Origin of the sequence: Neisseria sp. HMSC15G01, from assembly GCF_001808255.1 — a bacterium.
In the GTDB taxonomy this organism is placed as follows: domain Bacteria; phylum Pseudomonadota; class Gammaproteobacteria; order Burkholderiales; family Neisseriaceae; genus Neisseria; species Neisseria subflava_A.
The window spans coordinates 88,689-106,564 of sequence record NZ_KV792669.1 but is presented as its reverse complement, the minus strand read 5'-3'; the positions used below and the strand labels follow the sequence as shown (position 1 = coordinate 106,564).

The following is a 17,876-nucleotide window of genomic DNA, read 5'->3' as shown; positions in this document are numbered from 1 at the left end:
GAAGAAGCGTGGAATTATTATGGCACCTCCTGTCGAGGTTAATGGTAATACGATCATTGGGGGTGGAGTTGATTTAGAACAGGAAATTAGAATGGCACTGTTTTTTTGGGATAAAATCATTTTACCTAATAATAATATGTTCTATATGAGTTATTCCAATATAGGTGATGTTAATTTACTTCAAAATGAAAAAATTCTAACAATTGAAGAAGTATGGTTAACAGGAAGTTATTCGGTAAATGAAGATTTCTTCTTGAATATTCAAGAAGAAATTTTTAATAATTATAATCATAAAGGTACAGAGTATCTCTGGAGTTTGCAACAATTACATAAAGATTTGTCTTTTAAAGCTTCTAAAAACATAAGGAAAACTCTTCAAAGGACGATTGAATTTGAACTATATAAAGCTATTCCTATTCCACAAAGATCTATACCTCTTGAAGAAATTTTAAATTTCAAAGAAAAATATAATGATGAATTAATAATGTTGCGTTTATGCTTAAGTGCTATGTATGATGAAATAATTAGTTCTCCTGATCAAATATTTACTCAGAATACAAAGATGTTGCAACTAGAAAAAGCAATTTGTGATTTACATAAATCAATGGACTCACATAAGGTAATGAAAAACAAATGTCTGGTTAGTCATAAAATTGTATTAAGAGCAGATTTTTCAGATTTGGTTGGATCCATCTCGGCAGCTTATGGATTCTATGAAGGGATGAAGAATCTTGGAGTATCTCAATATTTTTCTGCGTTTTTGGCGTCAGTGGGTGCCTTTATAAAAATAGGAATTAAAAGAAATGAAATAATTGAGGATATTCCTAATGAATTAAAAGATTATGCATATATTTCTAGAATAGAGAATGAGTTTGCCTAACACATTGCTTAAAAACGATACATGTCAGTTGAGGGAGTTTTATGAGGTATATTTGATTATTGAATTTACTTATGTAAATTGTGTAGATGCTGTGTCTCTGTTTATAGATAGATAAGCTATTTACAAAAATATGAAAAAATTCAGACGGCCTTAAAGTGTTCCCAGACAGGACGGCATTGTTCGGGTAGGTCGGGACAGGCGCCGAGTATGCCGCCGCTGAAGTCGTTGGGGCGGTGGAAGTCGCTGCCTGCGCTGGCGAGAAAGTCGAAACGGTCGGCAAGCAGGGCATAGTTGAGGCGGTCGTTTTTGCAGCAGTTGCCGCTGTGCACTTCAATTCCTGCGCCGCCGAGATTTTTAAATTCTTGAAAGAGGTTTCGTTTGGCGGTGGCGGATAATTCATAGCGCATCGGGTGGGCGATAATGGCCATGCCGCCCGCGCCTGTAATCGCGACTACGCAGTCTTCCAGTGTGGCCCATTCATGTCTGACGGAACAGGATTTGCCGTCGCCCAGATATTTGGTAAATGCCTGCTGTTTGTTTTTAACATGGCCTTCGCGAATGAGGAATTCGGCAATGTGGGTACGGCTGGCCATTTCTTTGTTGGCGGCCAATGCCAGCGCGCCTTCATACGAGCCTGTTATGCCTTTTTTCTCCAGTTTGGCCGCGATGGCTTCCAATCGTTTTAGACGGCCTTTGCGGACTTCGGCAAGCAGGTTTTGCAGGGCTTCGTTGTGTTCGTCAAAGTCCAAACCGACAATGTGGATGGTGCGGCCGCGCCAAGTGACGGATATTTCCACGCCGTTGACGAAGGGGAGGCCGAGGGTATCGGCTTCGGCACGTGCTTCGGCAAGTCCGCCGGTATGGTCGTGGTCGGTCAGGGCGAGCAGGGTGCAACCGTTTTGAAGGGCGAGTCGGACGACTTCGGTTGGGGAAAGCATGCCGTCTGAAACGGTTGAATGGCAGTGTAAATCAATCATGGTTTTGCTTTGAATTTTCTCAAAAAAGGCCGTCTGAACGTTTCAGACGGCCTTGATTTTGTTAGAACAGAGAGTCCAGTTGTTGTCTGTTATTGTTGCCGGTATTGCTTGGCAGAACTGGGGTTTCGTCTAATTCTTCACGGGCTGGCGCATTGCCGCTCTCGGTACGGCGGCGGTTTTCATTCGGAACGGCACGATGGGCAGGACGCGGAGCAACGCCGCTGTTGTCCAAGGCCAGGTCGGAGCTGGTGGTCATGCGTTCGCGCATATACACTTCGCCGCCGTTTGTAACCACGCCTTCAGGTGCTTTCATCGGTTTGACGCTGGTGCCTTTCAGGGCGAAGCGCATGTATTCTACCCAAACCGGTACGGCGATTGTACCACCGTAACCTGCACGACCCATGCTGCGCGGTTTGTCAAAGCCGATATAGACGGCAGTCACAACGCTAGGGTTGAAGCCGACAAACCATGCGTCTTTGTTGTCGTTGGTGGTACCGGTTTTACCGGCGATGTCGGCGCGGCCGAGTGCGGCTGCACCGCGTGCGGTACCGACACGGACAACGTCTTGCATGATTTTGTACATGATGTAGGCGTTGCGCGGGTCAATGGCCTGAGGTGCGTTCTCACCGGCTACCAAAGGTTGCATTTGCGCTCTCAGACGGCCTTGGCTGTCGTAGATTTTGTCGATGACGTGGGCAGATACTTTGTAACCGCCGTTGGCAAAGACGCTGTAACCTTCTGCAATACGCAACGGTGTGGTTTCGCCTGTACCCAAAGCCATAGACAGGCTAGCAGGGATTTCAGACGGCTTGAAGCCGAAGCGTTGGATGTATTGTTGCGCGTAGCCGATGCCGATAGACATCAGGATGCGGATGGACACCATGTTTTTCGAAGCGGTCAAAGCCTGGCGCAGCGTGATGTAACCGGAATAGCGGCCGTCTGAATTTTTCGGGTTCCACACTTTGCCGTTTGCACCTTTGCCCGGCAGGGAAATCGGCGCATCGTTAATCATGGTGGAGGCAGTCATGCCTTTTGCCAAAGCGGCGGAATAAACAAACGGTTTAAACGTAGAGCCGGGTTGGCGCATGGCTTGAGTTGCGCGGTTGAAGGTTTTGCTGTGGTAGTCGTAGCCGCCGACCAATGCGCGGACTGCACCGGTTTTCGCATCTAAAGACACCAATGCGCCTTGCAGCAAAGGCTCTTGAACGACGGTAAAGGTATCGCCGCTGCCTTTAACGCGGATGACGGAGCCGCGGCGGATGCGGTCTTCGCCCATTTTTTCGTTGTTGACGGCACGGGCGGCAAAGCCTAAAGCGTGGCTGTTCAGCGTCACTTTACGGCCGCTTGGCAACTGAATCTGTACACCTTTGCGTGAGGCTTCCAATACAACCGCCGGAATCATTTTATCAACGGTGTAAAGCGTAGAAAGATATTGGCTGACGGTTTCTTCTACGTTGTCGCTTTTGCTCAGGTCGATGTAGTTTTCTGCACCGCGGTAGCTGCTGCCGCGGTCGAAGTTGCGCAGAACTTTGCGCAGGGCTTCGGTGGCCACGCGCTGGTGTGCAGTGTCGACAGTGGTATATACCTTAAAGCCTTGAGTGTAGGCATCTTCGCCGTATTTCTCAAACAGCTCTTGACGTACCATTTCGGCAACGTACAGGGCGCTTTGATCGATGTTTTGTACAAAACGCTCGTAATGCAACTCTTCTTTCAAAGCCTGATCGCGTTGCTGCAGGGTAATCATGCCTTCTTCCAGCATATTGTTCAGAATATAAGCCTGACGCAGTTTGGCACGCTCAGGGTTCACAATCGGGTTGTAGGCAGAAGGTGCTTTAGGCAAGCCGGCCAACATGGCGGCTTCGGCCAATGTTAATTCGTTAACATTTTTGTTGAAATAAATTTGGGCGGCGGAGGCAAAACCATAAGCACGTTGACCCAAATAGATTTGGTTGAAGTACAGCTCCAAAATCTTATCTTTGCTCAAAGACTGCTCGATTTTGTAGGCCAACAGGGCTTCGTTGAATTTACGGGTGAACGAACGCTCGCTGCTCAGGTAGAAGTTTTTGGCAACCTGCTGCGTAATCGTACTGGCACCGGATTGAACGCCGCCGGCCATGACGTTGCCGATTGCGGCACGCGCCACACCCCAAACGTCCACGCCCCAGTGGTCATAGAAGCGTTTGTCTTCGGCGGCAATCACGGCATCTTTCAAAATTTTCGGGAAGTCGCCGATTTTGGTAAATTCACGCCGTTGTTCGCCGTAAACGCCAATGACTTGGCCGTCTGAAGAATAAATCGTCAGCGGCATTTTTGGTTTGTAGTGTTGTAAAGAGTCCAAAGACGGCAGTTTTGGATAGGTTACCAAAATTGCAATTGCAATCAGACCTACACCAAAAAGAGCCAGTCCTAATAAGAGACCCATGCAGGTCGTTATAATCTTTTTAATCATGACTAGGTAATAATTTTGCCATTAATGGCGATAAATAAAGTAAAATGGGAAACGATTTCTATCAGCCACAGTCAATACTGTGTAAAGAATAAGAAGTCCTTTACGGATAACGAAACAGTTACTCACTCCTAAATGATACAGGGAAGTCAAATCATGCGCTTATTTAAAAGCACGAAAGATACCAAAACAGGCAAGGCTTCTAGCGGATTGAACAACCGCTCTGCCATCGGCGTCGACATCAGCCAACATGCCATTAAGATGGTACAACTGACAGGCCGTAGTTTAAACCAAATTCAGCTGGAAAAATACGTTATTACCAAATTGCCTAAAAATATTGTCAAAGGCAACAAAATTCAAGACTACGATCAGCTTGCTACTTACATCCAACATACTTACACACAATTACGCAGTTCTTGCAAAAATATTGTTGCTGCCGTGCCACAAAATTTGGCGACAGTCGAGCAAATTATTTACAACCCGCGTGATACCGATTTGGACTTGGAAGAGTTTATCGAGGCGGAAGTCGGCCAATTTGCGCCTATTGAAGAAATGAACTACGACTTTCAAGCTGAAGAAGTCGGTTCGGGTCAGCATGTTTTAGCTGTTGCCGCCAAAAAAGACGATGTCGAGCCACGCATTGAAATGTTTGAAAATGCCGGTCTGCCTTTGTCTGCTTTGGACTTGGACTTGCTGGCGCAACGCAATGCCTTTGTCTATTGGATGAATACGCATGCTCCCGAAATGGCAGAGGAAAAAGTTGCCGTGTTCGGTATTCATGCGACTCAAATGTATGCCCTGATTCTGCAAAACGGCCGTATCCTCTACAAACAAGAAACACCGGTCAGTACAGAGCAGCTCAATCAGCTGATTCAGCGTACTTATCAGGTAACGGAAGAAAAAGCCGCTCAAATGATGGCTTCCCAAAACAAGCCTTCCGACTACCAGTCTCAGATTGCCGACCGTTTTAATGTGCAGGTTGCACAAGAAGTTCAGCGTGTCCTGCAATTTTACTATACCACGCAGGCCACTGATTTTTTTCACAATATCAAACACATCCTGCTGACCGGCTTTACCGCGCAGCAGGCAGGTTTGGCAGAAAGCATTTTCTCGCAAACCAATACGCCAACAGAATATCTGCATCCGATTTCATATGTGGAACGCAGTGCAAAAGTAGAATTGCCGCAGTTTCAAATTGATGCGCCGTCACTGACTTTGGCGTTCGGATTGGCATTAAGGGGACTTTGAGAACATGATCGAATTAACCAGAATCAACCTTCTCCCATATCGGGAAGAGATTAAACAGCGCAAGCAGCAGCAATTCAAAATATTGATGCTTGGCGCTTTTGCAGTAGGTTTGGGCTTGGCGGCCGCTACCTATCTTGGTATTGACAGCGCCATCAGCAATCAAGAAGGCCGCAACAACTTCCTGCAAACCGAAATCGACAGACTTGATAGAGAATTGGGCGAAATCGATAAACTTCAGCAAGAAAAAGAAGCCTTCTTGGCCAAAAAACTGAAAGTTGAAGAGTTACAGGAAAAACGCTATCAAGCGGCCTATATCCTTGATTCTTTGAATACACTTACGCCCGATAATACTTATTTGACCGCGTTGGAAGCCGAAAGTCCGACCAGCTATAAAATCAGCGGTCATGCCATCAGCGACAATAAAATTGCCGTTATGATGCGCTCCTTGCCAAGTACAGGTATTTTCTTGCAGCCTGAATTGTTGAGCATTAAAAAAGTAGATAACTACCAAGAATTTACTTTGAAATCTTCAATCAACCAAGTGAATACGCCGGCTCCTGCACCAACTGCCCAAAGTAGCGGTGAAATGGCCGAACCTGTGGCAGAACCTGCTCCGGAGGCTCAATAATGGCATCTAAAAACCTGAAACAATTGGACGTACAAAACCTGTACCTGCTTAATATGCCTTCAAAACTTTTGCTGGCAGGTTTATTGATTGTCGGTATGTTGGCTTTGGGCTATGTCGGCGTATTTAAAGATCAGATTGAAACTTGGAATACGCAGGAAGCTAAAGAAGAAGAACTGAAGGAAACCTTTACGCGTAAAAGCATTCAGGCAGCAAGCTTGAATAATCTGAAGGCTGAATTGGCTTCGATTCGTTCTGCATTTGATGTGTTGTTGAAACAACTTCCGACCGACGCGGAAATTCCGAATCTGATTCAAGAGCTGCATCAGGCAGGTTCAACCAACGGATTGCGTTTGGACAGCGTTGCACCGCTCCAACCTGAAAACGATGGTCCGATTCAAAAACTGCCGTATCAGATTTCCATCACAGGCAAATACTCACAGATCAGCCAATTTACCCGTGATGTAGGCGATTTGTCGCGCATTATTACTTTAGATTCTTTAAAACTCGTGAACGCAGGCGAGGACAAAGAAGGCAAAGGCAATAAAGGCGAATTGACATTGAGCGCGATTGCGACGACTTACAAAGCACGTCCGGCCGAAGAGATTGCTGCCGAATTGGCTGCGCAACAGGCACAAGAAGAAGGCAAACCTGCCGAGAATGAGCAAAAATAAAAGAATAGGGAAATCATGAAAAAAATCATCTTACTCTTAAGTCTTCTTCCCTTGGCAGCCTGTACGCAAAGCTATGAAGATTTGACTCAATGGATGACGCAAACCCGTCAGGAAGCAAAATCCAAGATTATTCCGTTTGAAGAGCCGACGGTTACATTGCCTAAGCCGTATAGCCCGCCGAACTTTAAAGGTATGAATGCGTTTGATTCACGCCGTTTGGACACTGCCCCTAAAGGCGGTAATGCGCCGGATGTGAACCGTCCGAAAGAAACATTGGAAGCCTTCAGTTTGGAAAATATGGCCTTTGTCGGAACGCTGCAAAGCGGCGGCAAAGTTTCCGGATTTATCAAGGTCAAGGACCATGTTTATACCGTTTATCCCGGAAACTACATCGGTCAGAATTACGGCAGAATCCAAAGTATTACCGAAGATAAAATTATCTTAACCGAGCAAGTTGAAGACAGCTACGGCAACTGGGTGTACCGGAAGGCCGAATTGCCATTAAGCAGTAAAGAGGCGGATTCTTCCAATAGCTCAGATAGTTCGAATTCAAATTAATTTAGGGGTCTCACTCAATTATGAAAACCAAACACATGACAAAATTATTTGCCGGCTTCAGCGTTGCCCTCGCTGTTCAGATGGCCTTTGCAGGCAATATTACCGATATCAACGTTTCCACTTTGCCTGACAACCAAAAAATCATCAAAATCCGTTTCGACAAAGACGTCACTACACCTCATGGTTTTGTAACATCTACTCCGGCGCGTATTGCATTGGATTTTGCCAATACCAATATCCGTTTGCCTCAGCCTGTTTTGGAATATGCCGACCCATTGCTGAATCAAATTACTGCGGCGCAAAACAATGACCGTGCACGCGTGGTTTTGGGTTTGAACAAAATCAGCCAATACAATACTGAGATTCGCGGCAACGAAGTTTGGGTATTTGTAAACGAATCTACTGACCAAACCAATGCTGCCGTTGCCAATGAACGTGTGGCTACACCGTCTACTGCGCGCGCTACTCAGGCTTATCAAGCCGTTTCGGCCGCCAATATCGATTTCCGCAAAGGCGCACGCAATTCCGGCATTATTGAATTGTCTGCCCCAGGTTTTAGCGGGCAGCCGGACATTAAACAGCAGCGCGACCGCGTGGTTGTGACATTGAAAAACCATACGCTGCCGACACAAGCGCAACGCAGTTTGGATGTGGCTGACTTCAATACGCCTGTACAAAACGTTACGCTCAAACGTATCGGCAATTCTACCCAGCTTATTATCCGCAATAATAATGCGAATTGGGACATCAATACCAAAGCTTCTTCCGGCCGTTTTGTATTTGAAGTATCGCCTAAAGCCGCCAATACCGAATCCAGCGGCTTGAACCAAAATGCGAACAAATCGTTCAAAGGTCGTAAAATTTCTTTGGACTTCCAAGATGTAGAAGTTCGTACCATCTTGCAGATTTTGGCAAAAGAATCCGGTGTGAATATTGTTGCCAGCGATACCGTCAAAGGCACCATGACTCTGTCCTTGAAAGATGTACCTTGGGATCAGGCATTGGATTTGGTTATGCAGGCGCGCAATTTGGATATGCGCCGTCAAGGCAACATCATTAATATTGCGCCTCGCGATGAATTGTTGGCAAAAGACAAAGCCTTCTTGCAGGCTGAAAAAGAGATTGCCGAATTGGGTCCGCTGTATTCTCAAACCTTCCAGTTGAAATACAAAAACGTGGAAGAGTTCCGCAAAATTCTGCGTTTGGAAGAATACGACAGCAATAATTCCAATACCCGCAACACTCTGTTGAGCAATCGAGGCAGCGCCTTAATCGATCCGGCCACCAATACGCTGATCGTGACCGACAACCGCGGCGTGATTGAAAAATTCCGCAAACTGATTGATGAATTGGACGTTCCAACCCGTCAAGTGATGGTGGAAGCGCGTATTGTGGAAGCAGAAGATACCTTCTTCCGCAACTTGGGCGTTAAATTCGGTTCCGGTGGTGCAAGTGGCCGTAACGCATGGGGCAGCAACTGGAGCAATGCACAAACCAACTACAATACCAATGCCTCGTTTAACCGTGGTGATGTCCGCTATCCTACTTGGTCTTTGGATCCGAACGTCAGCCTGCCGACCGCAGCCGCAGTCAACAGCATTGCGCTGGTGCGTGCGTTCTCGTCCGGTGCATTGGGTTTGGAAATCAGCGCGTCTGAAGAACAAGGTAAGAGCAAAACCATTTCCAATCCGCGTGTGCTGACACAAGACCGCAAAGAAGCCAAAATCGAATCCGGTACGGAAATTCCTTACCAAGAAGCTTCTTCCAGCGGTGCGACTTCGATTACCTTCAAGAAAGCCGTTTTGGGCTTGACCGTAACGCCGAACATTACGCCTGATGGTCAAATCATCATGACTGTGAAGATTAATCGCGATACCCCGATCGACTGTACCGTGGATTCTCTGACAACCAAGTGTATCAACACCAAACACTTGAATACCCAAGCCATGGTTGAAGATGGCGGTACGCTGATTGTCGGCGGTATTTACGAAGAAGAAAGCACCAATGCAGTGAACAAAGTACCTGTTTTGGGCGATATTCCTGTTGTCGGCAATCTGTTCAAATCACGCGGTAAACGTGAAAACCGCCGTGAGCTGTTGATCTTCATCACGCCGCGCATTATGGATAATGTGGGTAACAATCTGCGCTACTGATTTTTAAAATGACAAACAGGCATATCTGCAAAGGTATGCCTGTTTTGGTTTTCGGACGGCCTGAGATGAAAAGGCCGTCTGAAAAACGACGAACTTTTCCACGAAACCACCATATCGTATAAAATGACCCTCATGGAAAAAATCAACGGTAATTTAATTTTAATCGGGCTGATGGGCGCGGGCAAAACCACTTTGGGCAAGCAGCTTGCCCAAATGTTTGAATGCCCGTTTTACGACAGCGACTACGAAATCTGCACTTCTTCGGGCGTATCCATTCCGACTATTTTTGAGATGGAAGGGGAGGAAGGCTTCCGCAACCGAGAAACCAATATGCTGAAGAAGCTCGCTTCCCGGCGCAACATCGTTTTATCGACCGGTGGCGGCTCCGTATTACGCAGTGAAAACAGACAGATTTTGCGCCAAAACGGCACGGTTGTTTATCTGCATGCCAGCCCCGAAACCTTGCTGGAACGTACCCGCTACGACAGCAACCGGCCGCTGTTGCAAGTTGCCGACCCTTTGGCCAAACTGCAAGAGCTGTATGACCAACGCGATACGCTGTACCGTCAAACCGCCCATCTCGTCATCGAATCCGACAGCTGTCACAAAACGCTCAAACGCCTGATACAGGCTTTAGGCGAATAAAAACGCTTTGCAAAGGAACACCATGCGCACACTGACTGTCCAAACCCCGTCCCATCAATACCCCATCTTTATCGGGCATAAACTGATTGAGCAGGCCGATACGCTGCTTCAGCCCTATTTAGGCAAAAAAGCAGCCATCATTACCAACGAAACCGTTGCGCCGCTTTATCTCAAACAGCTTCAGACGGCCTTAGACAGACTGGGCGTGCCGCATTTCAGCATCATCCTTCCCGACGGCGAAGAGTATAAAAACTGGCAGACGCTTAACCTGATTTACGATGGCCTGATGCAAAACCGTGCCGAACGTAAAACTACTTTAATCGCTTTGGGCGGCGGCGTGATAGGCGATATGGTCGGCTTTGCCGCGGCGACTTATCAGCGTGGCGCACCTTTTATCCAAGTGCCGACCACATTGCTCAGCCAGGTCGATTCCTCGGTCGGCGGTAAAACCGCCATCAACCACCCGCTCGGTAAAAACATGATTGGCGCGTTCTACCAGCCGCAAGCCGTTCTGGCCGATTTGACCGCCCTGCAAACGCTGCCGCAACGCGAACTTTCCGCAGGCATGGCCGAAGTCATCAAATACGGCGCATTGGGCGATGCTGAATTTTTTGCTTGGTTGGAAGAAAATATGGCCGACCTGATGGCGCAACATCAAGAAAAAATGGCAGAAGCCGTTTACCATTGCTGCAAAATGAAGGCCGATATTGTTGCCCAAGACGAAACCGAGCAGGGCATCCGCGCATGGCTTAATCTCGGCCACACTTTCGGCCATGCCATTGAAGCCGAAATGGGCTACGGCGTATGGCTGCACGGCGAAGCCGTTGCCGCCGGTTGCGTCCTTGCTTCCCGTTTGTCGCAAATCTTGGGCAAAACCCAACAAGCCGATACCGACCGAATTGCCGCTTTAATGGAAGCCGCCTCCCTCCCGTCTGCGCCGCCTGTTTTCTCCTTTGAAAAATGGATTGAACACATGAGCCACGACAAAAAAGTCAGCAGCGGCATCATGCGTTTTGTCGGCTTGGAATACTTGGGCAAAGCCAATATCACCGAAATTACCGATATGGAAATCCTCCGCCTAACCTTGCAGCCGTATTTGTGAGGAATGAATGAGGTTTGCTTTAAAATATAAAAGGCCGTCTGAAAGTCATTTTCAGACGGCCTTTGGTTTTAAAACGTTTTCATTTATCGGCTTAAAGCTAGATAAACCAATTTGAGCGGGTCAATTATTTAAAGCGTCTTTTTATCCAACTCGGCAATAATCAGCAAGCCGCTGTCAAAGCGTCGGCTGTCGGCCAGTTTCAGACGGCCTTGATGGCGTTTGACAATGGTGTTTGCGATGGAAAGCCCCAGGCCGGTGCCTTGTTGTTCGGTGCCGAGAATGCGGTAGAAGGGGTCGATAACGCGTTGGCGCTCGCTTGGGGGAATACCGGGGCCGTCGTCTTCCACCCAGATGTTGAGGTATTCGGCGGTTTCGTCAAAGCCCAAATCTATGCGGCCGCCTTTGGGGGTGTAGCGGATGGCGTTGTCGGTAAAGGTTTTGATGAGGGTGTAGATTTCAGTGTCGTCGGCGTGGATTTGGCAGTCGTTTTCAACGGCGACGCCGATGTCTTGACCTTTGGCCAGCGCCAGCGGCATGAGTTCCTGCAAGATACGGCGGAACTGGTTTTGCAGGCTGATCAGGGTTTTGGGGCGTTGAGTTTTGGGTGATTGGGCACGTGCGAGGGAAAGGAGTTGCTCGAGCAGGTGGCGGTTGCGCTGTATGCTTTGTTGCAACAGGGCGGACTGCTCGCGCGCTTCGGCGGACAGCTGCATATTGTTGAGCCGCTCTGCCTGAAGGGAAAGGGCGGTCATGGGGCTGCGCAATTCGTGTGCGGCATCGGCGATAAAGCGTTGCTGTTGGCGGACGTTTTCGTCGGTACGCTGCAACAGGTTGTTGATGGCGACGACAAAGCCTTGGATTTCGCTGGGAATGTCTTGCGTGTCCATCGGCGAGAGGTCGTTGATTTGGCGCTGTTCTAAATCGTTGGACAGGGTTTTGACGGAACGCATGGCGCGGTGGGTAATCCAGACGGTGAGCAGGATAATCAGGGGTAGGGCGAGGAGCATGGGGAGGATACTCTGCACGGCGGCCATTTCGGCCAGCTCTTCGCGGTAGTCGCTTTCCTGCATGACGGCGATGCGGCCTTGCTTGGTGTTGCGGGTATAAACGCGGTAGTAATCGTCGTCGTCATCGGCCTGAATGGTGTGCAGGCCGTCTGAAATCTTCTCAGGCAGGCTGACAATGGGGTTGGGCGTATTGGGAAATTGAACGGAAATCTTGTTGTCGTTGTCGAGCGAGTGATTCTCGTCATCGGCATCGCTCGGGTCGAGATAGTTCGCGACTTGGCGCAACAGATCGTCTTGAACCTCTTGGGTCTCGTGATAAGTATCGTAATATGAAAATATGCCTGCAAGGATGGAGAGGGGCAGGAGCATGCAGATCAGGGCGAGGCTGATTTTGACTTGCAGGGATTGTTTGATGGTGTGGATAAGGCGTTGCATGGTTTGTGTGTTGATATTGTTGTGGTTTTTCAGACGGCCTGGTTGTTTTGTGCAACCAGCCAGCCGACCCCGCGGACGTTTTGAATCGCTTCTTTGCCGAGTTTTTTGCGTAAGGCGTGAATCAGGAAGTCAACGGCATTGCTTTCGACTTCTTCCCCCCAGCCGTAGATTTTGTCTTCCAAATCGCTGCGCGACAGAATCATGCCCGGACGCAGCAGCAGGGCTTGGAGGACGGCAAATTCTTTGTTGCTGAGCATGATGGCCTGTTCCTGCCCGACTACTTCCGCCTGATGGGTGGAAGGGTTGAGCGTGATGATGCCGTTGCTCAGCAGCGTTTGCGCCTGTCCGCCGTGTCGGCGCAATACGGCACGCATACGGGCTTGCAGTTCCGCCATGTCGAAGGGTTTGACGATGTAGTCGTCTGCGCCGCCGTCTAGGCCGTTGAGCCGGCTGTGCAAATCGTCACGCGCGGTCACGATTAAGACGGGAACGGTACAGCCGCCGTTGCGGATTTGCGCCAATACGTCCAAACCGTCTTTGCCGGGCAAACCCAAATCCAAGAGTAGCAAATCGTATGCCTGCGCCGCCACTGCTGCGGCAACTTCCGAACCGCGGCTGACCCAATCGACAGCGTAGCCGGTGTCTTTCAGGTTGGCACTGACGGCTTGGGCAATCATGGCATCGTCTTCAACCAATAATACGCGCATGGAAATTCTCCAGAGAATGGGCGGACAGTGATTATAACCGCACTCAATTAGTAAAAATTTAGGAAGGGTTGAAAAACTGATTTTTTGCAAAAGATGAGGCCGTCTGAAATTCGTTTTTCAGACGGCCTGTATGCTTCAATCCCGATTATTTAGGGTTTTTCTCAATCAAGGCAACCAATTGGTCGATATAGCCTTGAACAAAGCCGCGTGCGGATTCGATGAGCTGGCCGTTGTCGTCAAACAGGGTAGGCGAGTTGCCGAGGAACACTTCCGGCTGGCCGGTCAGTGGCATATCGAAATACGAAAGGGCAAGGCGCAGATTTTTTTGCGCGCTATAACCGCCCATTTTGCCGACAGAATGACTGATGATGCCGGCAGGTGTTTTTTTCCAGGCAACATCGGCATTGGGTTTGGAGCCGATGTCGATGGCGTTTTTCAGGCAGGCCGGTACGGTACGGTTGTTTTCGGAAGTCACGAACAATACGCCGGCAGAGGCTTTGATGGTTTCACGGAACTCGGTATAGCTGGACGGAGTAGGGAAGTCGGTAACGGCAGGATCGTCGTAGTCGAAGTTGTATAAAGGCAAATGCCCGATTTCGACGATTTGCGCTTCGTAGCCTTCGGGGAACATGGAAACGACGTTTTGTGCGACTTTTCGTGCGAACGAGCCTTTACGCAGGCTGCCGACCAAGATGCTGACTTTCTTTGACATGTTTTTCTCCTGTTTAATAATAAAAATGAAAACAATTCTAAATTTTAGTATTATCTGGGGAAGCGGTCAAGGTTTCAGACGGCCTGTCAAAACGGTTTATGCTAAAATAACGGTTTCGCTGATATTTCAAATTATTATGCACGCTTCTGATTCGCAAGAGGGCGAAACGGTACACGAATACTACGCCGACAACCCCGACAACCCCGACTTTCCTGCTAAAACCATTGTGGCGACGCTGTTTATCGGCGCATTTTTCGGCTATCTCAACGACACGCTGCTGAATGTCGCGCTTACGCCGATTATGAAGGATTTCGGTGTCGATAAGACCACGGTTCAATGGCTGACGACGGGTTTTCTGCTGGTCATGGGTGCATTTACGCCGATTACGGCAGGCGTGATTCAATGGTTTGAAACGCGAAAAATGGTGCTGTTTACGCAGGCAACGTTTTTAGCAGGCTCGTTGATTTGCGCGTTTGCACCGACTTTCGGAATTTTGGTTGTGGGGCGTATGGTGCAGGCAGTGTCTGCCGCGTTTTTTGTCCCGCTTCTGTTTAACGGCGTATTGTCAATTTTCCCGCCCAATAAGCGCGGAACGGCGATGGGCGTGATTACCATGATGTTTACCGCCGCGCCTGCAATGGGGCCGACGCTGTCGGGCATCATCATCGACCATACGCATTGGCGCGTGCTGTTCGGCTTTACCGCGCCGTTTATGTTGGCGGCGATGGTGCTGGTGGGCAAATATTTGACGGTCAATTTGAGCAACATCAGCCGTCCGAAAATCGATATGTTGTCGGCCGTGTTGTCGATTGCGGGCTTCGGCGGGCTGGTTTATGCGAGCAGTAATTTTGCCCATATGCCGCTGCTGGAATTTATCCTGCTCTTTGCCGCTTCCGTTGTACTGGTGGGTTGGTTTGCGCACCGTCAGTTCCGTTTGGCTACGCCGTTGTTGAACCTTCGTGCTTTTGAATACAAACAGTTCAGATATTGCGTTGTGATTTTGGCCGGTGCGGTATTCCTGTTCTTGGGCTTGGAACTGATGGTGCCGATGTACACGCAGCAAGTGTTGATGCTGACCGGTACGGCAACCGGTCTGATTCTGATGCCTGCCAGTATTGCCCAAGCGGTTGCCGCACCTTTGTTCGGCAAATTGTTGGACAAAAAGGGCGGACGCTTTGTCGTTTTGCCGGCAACAGTGATGCTGGTGGTGTCGTTGGCGGTATTGTGGCTGTTTTTGCGGATTGATACGCAAGTGGTGATGTTGACGGCGATGTTTACGCTGTTGGCGCTTTCCGTGTCTGCTTGTGTAACCGGCGAAACTCATGGTCTGAACGCGTTGCCGAAAACGCTCAATCCGCACGGTGCGGCGATTCTGACCACCATCAACCCGATTGCCGGTGCCATCGGCGCGGCGTTTTTTGTCGGTGCAACCAATATCGGCGAGAAACTTTCCAGTGCAGATATGCCGCAACAGGCAATGTTGGATGGTATCCATTTGGCGATGGGTTGCGCTTTGGTTGTCGGTGTCGTGGTCGTCATGTTTGCTTTGCGTTTGAAAGCGCATCAGAAATAAATAAAAAGGCCGTCTGAAACGTTCAGACGGCCTAAGTACCTCGTAAGAATTTATAAGATTTTGTAACACAATGAAGTTAAAAAGTATTTTATCAATCAGCCTGATGATGACGGTTTGTCCGTCATGGGCTTTGGATTTCGGGCGTATTCCTGAAAATGAAATTTCCGTTTATGTGCAGGAATTGGACAGCGGTAAAGTGATTGCCGAACACCGTGCCGATGAATTGCGCAATCCTGCTTCGACGATGAAGCTGGTAACGGCGTTTACCGCGTTTCGTATGTTGGGCGGCGATTATCGTTGGAAAACCGAGTTTAAAACCAACGGCCTAATCAAAGGCGATACGCTGAAAGGCAATGTGTATTGGGTGGGGAGCGGCGATCCTGTGTTTGACCAGCATGATCTGGTGCAAATGCAGCAACAGATGCGCGATAAGGGCATACGCCATATTGACGGACATCTGATACTCGACCGCAGCCTGTGGGGCGATGTGAAGAATCCGGATGATTTTGCTTCCGATTCTGCCGAAAGCTTTATGACACCGCCCGATCCTAATATGTTGGCGTATAAAACCGTTGAACTTCGTGCTGAAAAAGAAGAAGACGGAAGCTTGGTCATCCGTACCAATCCGCCGCTGCCGAATTTGAACATTCAAAACAAATTGACGCTTGAAGATAAGGAAGGGAAGTGCAGCGTTTTAAAGAACCACATGAAAACTTCCTATAAAAACAATACGCTGACCGTATTGGGCAAGCTGCCGGAAAGCTGCTTGGGCAAAGAGCTGTATCTGAATATGTATAGCATGAAAGAATTTGTCGGCAAAAGTTTTGTCAACCAATGGCGCCAACAAGACGGCACGATTTCAGACGGCCTGACGACAGGTGCTGCGCTTCATGACGCGCATGTGTTGGCGAGTCATCAATCCAAACCGCTTGCCGATATCCTCACCGATATGAACAAGCATTCCAATAATCTGATTGCCCGTTCGGTTTTCCTTAAATTTGCCGGACATATATCTGATTACAAGCAGGCGCAGGCCAAGGCCGCGTCTATCGTAAAAAGCGAGTTGGCGGTTGCCGGTATCAATACGGAAGGGCTGGTGTTGGAAAACGGCTCAGGCCTGTCCCGCGTAGAACGGCTCAATGCGCGAATGATGGCGCAAATGTTGGAAAAAGCCTACTTCAGCCCGTTTAAAAACGAGTTTATCAGTACGCTGCCGATTGCCGGTAAAGACGGCACGCTTAAAACACGCTTGAAACAGCCCGGTGAAAACTTACGCCTTAAAACCGGTACGCTTAAAGATGTCCGTGCATTGGCAGGATATTGGTTGGGCGAAAAGCCGTTGCTGGTTGTCGTCATTATCAACAGCCAAAAATCAACCAATTATTTACGCGACTTGGATAAGCTGGTGTCTAAAATTGTTCAGCCAGGTGGTGAACATTGGATTGATGCTAAGGCCTCCTGCATGATTAGATATCAGGCTTGATAAGCTAAAAAGGGCCGTCTGAAAATGTATTGACGTTTTCAGACGGCCTTTGTGTAAGAAGGGGAGGCAAGTATTTATGTCTATTTTGAAAGATGATTTAGGGATTTGATGAATAAGCGTTTGGTGTGAAGCAGCTTGAGATAGATGGCCTTTCAGGATTCAAGCCATATGTCTGCTTTATTGTGATGTCCTGTTTATACTATCTAAAAAGCTCGATTTTTTATAAAAAGGCATAGGGTACAGACGAAAAAAATACCGGTAAAAACCGGTATTTTTATTTTTAACTTGATGGCGCGGCGGACGGGGCTCGAACCCGCGACCCCCGGCGTGACAGGCCGGTACACTAACCAACTGAGCTACCACCGCGCATCCATTGTCAGAGACAATGAAAAGGAAAGTGGTGGGTGATGACGGAGTCGAACCGCCGACATTCTGCTTGTAAGGCAGACGCTCTACCAACTGAGCTAATCACCCGAAAAAGGGAGATACTGAAGAGTCAGTATTTTTAAATAATGGCGCGGCGGACGGGGCTCGAACCCGCGACCCCCGGCGTGACAGGCCGGTACTCTAACCAACTGAGCTACCACCGCGTATTCACTGTCAAAGACAATGAAAAAAAACTTGGTGGGTGATGACGGAGTCGAACCGCCG

Annotated in this window: 15 protein-coding genes and 4 tRNA genes (1 of these 19 only partly in view); 10 read left to right on the top strand and 9 right to left on the bottom strand. The window is 48.6% G+C overall.

Going from position 1 to position 17,876, the window contains the following annotated elements; translation table 11 throughout:
• The first annotated feature begins 19 nt into the window (after window positions 1-19).
• Window positions 20-880, top strand: coding sequence for a DUF6236 family protein (locus HMPREF3139_RS03190; protein ID WP_070460452.1), 861 nt, complete (start codon window positions 20-22; stop codon window positions 878-880).
• 140 nt (window positions 881-1,020) lie between these two features.
• On the opposite strand, the gene HMPREF3139_RS03185 is transcribed toward HMPREF3139_RS03190, so the two are convergent.
• Entirely contained in the window at window positions 1,021-1,857 is an 837-nt protein-coding gene (locus HMPREF3139_RS03185; RefSeq protein WP_070460450.1) for a PHP domain-containing protein, read from the bottom strand.
• Window positions 1,858-1,918: 61 nt separating this feature from the next.
• Entirely contained in the window at window positions 1,919-4,306 is a 2,388-nt protein-coding gene (locus HMPREF3139_RS03180) for a penicillin-binding protein 1A (protein ID WP_070460449.1), read from the bottom strand.
• Window positions 4,307-4,459: 153 nt separating this feature from the next.
• Here HMPREF3139_RS03180 and pilM point away from each other — a divergent pair, with 153 nt between their 5' ends.
• The 7 genes from pilM to aroB all read left to right on the top strand — a co-directional run bounded on the left by pilM (window position 4,460) and on the right by aroB (window position 11,308).
• A complete protein-coding gene (pilM, locus tag HMPREF3139_RS03175) occupies window positions 4,460-5,551 on the top strand; it encodes a type IV pilus assembly protein PilM (protein WP_070460447.1) in 1,092 nt (363 codons plus the stop codon).
• Between the two features lie 4 nt (window positions 5,552-5,555).
• Window positions 5,556-6,179 carry a PilN domain-containing protein gene (locus tag HMPREF3139_RS03170; protein ID WP_070460446.1) on the top strand — a complete coding sequence of 208 codons (624 nt, stop codon included), beginning with the start codon at window positions 5,556-5,558 and terminating at the stop codon, window positions 6,177-6,179.
• Window positions 6,179-6,850 carry a type IV pilus inner membrane component PilO gene (gene pilO / locus HMPREF3139_RS03165; protein WP_070460443.1) on the top strand — a complete coding sequence of 224 codons (672 nt, stop codon included), beginning with the start codon at window positions 6,179-6,181 and terminating at the stop codon, window positions 6,848-6,850. Before HMPREF3139_RS03170 ends, pilO begins: the two co-directional genes overlap by 1 nt.
• A gap of 15 nt (window positions 6,851-6,865) precedes the next feature.
• The gene (locus HMPREF3139_RS03160) at window positions 6,866-7,408 is read left to right on the top strand and encodes a pilus assembly protein PilP (protein ID WP_070460442.1); all 543 of its coding nucleotides are present in this window, start codon (window positions 6,866-6,868) and stop codon (window positions 7,406-7,408) included.
• A 20-nt stretch (window positions 7,409-7,428) separates the two neighbouring features.
• Window positions 7,429-9,561 carry a type IV pilus secretin PilQ gene (gene pilQ / locus HMPREF3139_RS03155; RefSeq protein ID WP_070460440.1) on the top strand — a complete coding sequence of 711 codons (2,133 nt, stop codon included), beginning with the start codon at window positions 7,429-7,431 and terminating at the stop codon, window positions 9,559-9,561.
• 132 nt (window positions 9,562-9,693) lie between these two features.
• On the top strand, window positions 9,694-10,206 hold the full coding sequence (locus HMPREF3139_RS03150) for a shikimate kinase (RefSeq protein ID WP_049333679.1): 513 nt from the start codon (window positions 9,694-9,696) through the stop codon (window positions 10,204-10,206).
• A 22-nt stretch (window positions 10,207-10,228) separates the two neighbouring features.
• Window positions 10,229-11,308, top strand: a complete 1,080-nt coding sequence (gene aroB, locus HMPREF3139_RS03145) for a 3-dehydroquinate synthase (protein WP_070460438.1) — start codon at window positions 10,229-10,231, stop codon at window positions 11,306-11,308.
• A 128-nt stretch (window positions 11,309-11,436) separates the two neighbouring features.
• Here aroB and HMPREF3139_RS03140 read toward each other — a convergent pair whose 3' ends face one another.
• From HMPREF3139_RS03140 to HMPREF3139_RS03130, 3 genes are all read right to left on the bottom strand, one after another.
• Window positions 11,437-12,750, bottom strand: a complete 1,314-nt coding sequence (locus HMPREF3139_RS03140; RefSeq protein ID WP_070460436.1) for a sensor histidine kinase — start codon at window positions 12,748-12,750, stop codon at window positions 11,437-11,439.
• A 29-nt stretch (window positions 12,751-12,779) separates the two neighbouring features.
• Window positions 12,780-13,457 (bottom strand): response regulator, encoded by a 678-nt coding sequence (locus tag HMPREF3139_RS03135; RefSeq protein WP_070460434.1) that lies wholly within the window; start codon window positions 13,455-13,457, stop codon window positions 12,780-12,782.
• A gap of 145 nt (window positions 13,458-13,602) precedes the next feature.
• Window positions 13,603-14,169, bottom strand: coding sequence for an NADPH-dependent FMN reductase (locus HMPREF3139_RS03130; RefSeq protein ID WP_039864340.1), 567 nt, complete (start codon window positions 14,167-14,169; stop codon window positions 13,603-13,605).
• Between the two features lie 136 nt (window positions 14,170-14,305).
• Here HMPREF3139_RS03130 and HMPREF3139_RS03125 point away from each other — a divergent pair, with 136 nt between their 5' ends.
• Window positions 14,306-15,742, top strand: coding sequence for an MFS transporter (locus HMPREF3139_RS03125; protein ID WP_070460431.1), 1,437 nt, complete (start codon window positions 14,306-14,308; stop codon window positions 15,740-15,742).
• Window positions 15,743-15,812: 70 nt separating this feature from the next.
• A complete protein-coding gene (gene dacB, locus HMPREF3139_RS03120) occupies window positions 15,813-17,225 on the top strand; it encodes a D-alanyl-D-alanine carboxypeptidase/D-alanyl-D-alanine endopeptidase (protein ID WP_070460429.1) in 1,413 nt (470 codons plus the stop codon).
• Window positions 17,226-17,514: 289 nt separating this feature from the next.
• Here the strand turns inward: dacB and HMPREF3139_RS03115 are convergent.
• From HMPREF3139_RS03115 to HMPREF3139_RS03100, 4 genes are all read right to left on the bottom strand, one after another.
• Window positions 17,515-17,591: transfer RNA gene (locus HMPREF3139_RS03115), tRNA-Asp, on the bottom strand.
• A 32-nt stretch (window positions 17,592-17,623) separates the two neighbouring features.
• Window positions 17,624-17,699: transfer RNA gene (locus HMPREF3139_RS03110), tRNA-Val, on the bottom strand.
• Between the two features lie 39 nt (window positions 17,700-17,738).
• Window positions 17,739-17,815: transfer RNA gene (locus tag HMPREF3139_RS03105), tRNA-Asp, on the bottom strand.
• A 32-nt stretch (window positions 17,816-17,847) separates the two neighbouring features.
• Window positions 17,848-17,876: transfer RNA gene (locus HMPREF3139_RS03100), tRNA-OTHER, on the bottom strand; it runs 54 nt beyond the window's last position.

What these genes read in the sequence shown, in the direction of transcription:
- HMPREF3139_RS03150 (WP_049333679.1), top strand. Translation starts at nt 9,694, where the DNA reads ATGGAAAAAATCAACGGTAATTTAATTTTAATCGGGCTGATGGGCGCG.
- HMPREF3139_RS03190 (WP_070460452.1), top strand. Translation starts at nt 20, where the DNA reads ATGGCACCTCCTGTCGAGGTTAATGGTAATACGATCATTGGGGGTGGA.
- HMPREF3139_RS03185 (WP_070460450.1), bottom strand. Translation starts at nt 1,857, where the DNA reads ATGATTGATTTACACTGCCATTCAACCGTTTCAGACGGCATGCTTTCC.
- dacB (WP_070460429.1), top strand. Translation starts at nt 15,813, where the DNA reads ATGAAGTTAAAAAGTATTTTATCAATCAGCCTGATGATGACGGTTTGT.
- HMPREF3139_RS03125 (WP_070460431.1), top strand. Translation starts at nt 14,306, where the DNA reads ATGCACGCTTCTGATTCGCAAGAGGGCGAAACGGTACACGAATACTAC.
- pilQ (WP_070460440.1), top strand. Translation starts at nt 7,429, where the DNA reads ATGAAAACCAAACACATGACAAAATTATTTGCCGGCTTCAGCGTTGCC.
- HMPREF3139_RS03170 (WP_070460446.1), top strand. Translation starts at nt 5,556, where the DNA reads ATGATCGAATTAACCAGAATCAACCTTCTCCCATATCGGGAAGAGATT.
- HMPREF3139_RS03135 (WP_070460434.1), bottom strand. Translation starts at nt 13,457, where the DNA reads ATGCGCGTATTATTGGTTGAAGACGATGCCATGATTGCCCAAGCCGTC.
- HMPREF3139_RS03180 (WP_070460449.1), bottom strand. Translation starts at nt 4,306, where the DNA reads ATGATTAAAAAGATTATAACGACCTGCATGGGTCTCTTATTAGGACTG.
- pilO (WP_070460443.1), top strand. Translation starts at nt 6,179, where the DNA reads ATGGCATCTAAAAACCTGAAACAATTGGACGTACAAAACCTGTACCTG.
- HMPREF3139_RS03130 (WP_039864340.1), bottom strand. Translation starts at nt 14,169, where the DNA reads ATGTCAAAGAAAGTCAGCATCTTGGTCGGCAGCCTGCGTAAAGGCTCG.
- pilM (WP_070460447.1), top strand. Translation starts at nt 4,460, where the DNA reads ATGCGCTTATTTAAAAGCACGAAAGATACCAAAACAGGCAAGGCTTCT.
- HMPREF3139_RS03140 (WP_070460436.1), bottom strand. Translation starts at nt 12,750, where the DNA reads ATGCAACGCCTTATCCACACCATCAAACAATCCCTGCAAGTCAAAATC.
- HMPREF3139_RS03160 (WP_070460442.1), top strand. Translation starts at nt 6,866, where the DNA reads ATGAAAAAAATCATCTTACTCTTAAGTCTTCTTCCCTTGGCAGCCTGT.
- aroB (WP_070460438.1), top strand. Translation starts at nt 10,229, where the DNA reads ATGCGCACACTGACTGTCCAAACCCCGTCCCATCAATACCCCATCTTT.